The organism is Methylobacterium sp. WL8 (genome assembly GCF_008040045.1).
Taxonomy (GTDB): Bacteria; Pseudomonadota; Alphaproteobacteria; order Rhizobiales; family Beijerinckiaceae; genus Methylobacterium; species Methylobacterium cerastii.
Window position 1 is genome coordinate 1 of record NZ_VRVF01000191.1, and the last position, 1,053, is coordinate 1,053.

1 protein-coding gene is annotated in these 1,053 nt (G+C 67.8%); it reads right to left on the reverse strand.

Annotation, left to right across the window (positions count from 1 at the left end):
* Positions 1-144: 144 nt before the first annotated feature.
* Positions 145-1,053, reverse strand: a 909-nt coding sequence (locus tag FV234_RS25835) for an IS5 family transposase (RefSeq protein ID WP_147832444.1), incomplete at its 5' end; no start/stop codon positions are given.

Consider the following 1,053-nt stretch of genomic DNA (forward strand, 5'->3'; position numbering starts at 1 on the left):
GCTGCTGCAGAAGTCTGGCGTGGCGCTCGATTTGGATCGTCAGGGCTGTTTTTCGAGATCAGCCCACCTCGACGCGGCTCGATCCGCCAGCTTCGATGGTACTCCAGGTCGCGGGCTGCGTCTCGGCCCGGCCTGGGCCGCTCTTCATGCGCGAGCCTCGGCCAGCAGCTTGGGCAGGCGCACGAGGTTGTAGGCGGCGGCCGCGAAGGTGAACAGCGCCTCGACCTTGGCTCGGCCGCGCAGCTTGACCTTTCTCAGCCCGGCCTGAGCCTTGATCCAGCCGAAGACCTCCTCGATCCGCTTGCGGCAGCGCAGGCTGATTGCGTAGCCGGGATGGCGGGTGGTGCGGCCGTCGAGGGCGGTCTTGCGCACCTTGCCGGTCTTCGAGACCGCCCCGTTGATGGCGATGTGCGGGCTCACCCGCCGCGCCCGCAGGTCGCCGACGAAGGCTTCCACGTCGAACAGCTTGTCCGCACCCAGCGTAATCCGGTGCCGGCGGGGTCGGCGGTCGAGCATGAGGAGGGCCGCCTCGCGCTCGGCCGTGCCGGTGGCGTGGGTGAGGCTGGCGTCCACCACCAAGCCGTTGCGGTTCTCCATCAGCGTGTGGCCGAGGTAGCACAGCCGGCTCTCCTGGCCGTCCGCCTTCCGGTAGAGCCGGGCGTCCGGGTCGGTAGTCGAGGCATGGGTCGCGTTCGAGCGCTTCTCGCGGCGGAAGTCACGCTCGCCGTTGCGGCCCGGGCCTGGCGGTTCGCCCGAGCCGTCCTTGGGCCGAAAGCTCTTCATCGAGGCCCAGACCTCGATCATCGTGCCGTCGACCGAGAAATGGTCGCTCGACAACAGCCGCTTGACCGGCTTGAGCGCCAGCAGACCCGACAGGAAGGCGTGCGCCACCTCCGTCTCCAGCAGACGGTCGCGGTTGTGCGTGAACACAGTCGGGTGCCAGACCGCGGCATCGATCTCCAACCCCATGAACCACCGGAACAGCAGGTTATAATCGATCTGCTCCATCAGCATCCGCTCGGAGCGCACCGAGAAGAACGCCTGCAGCAGTGT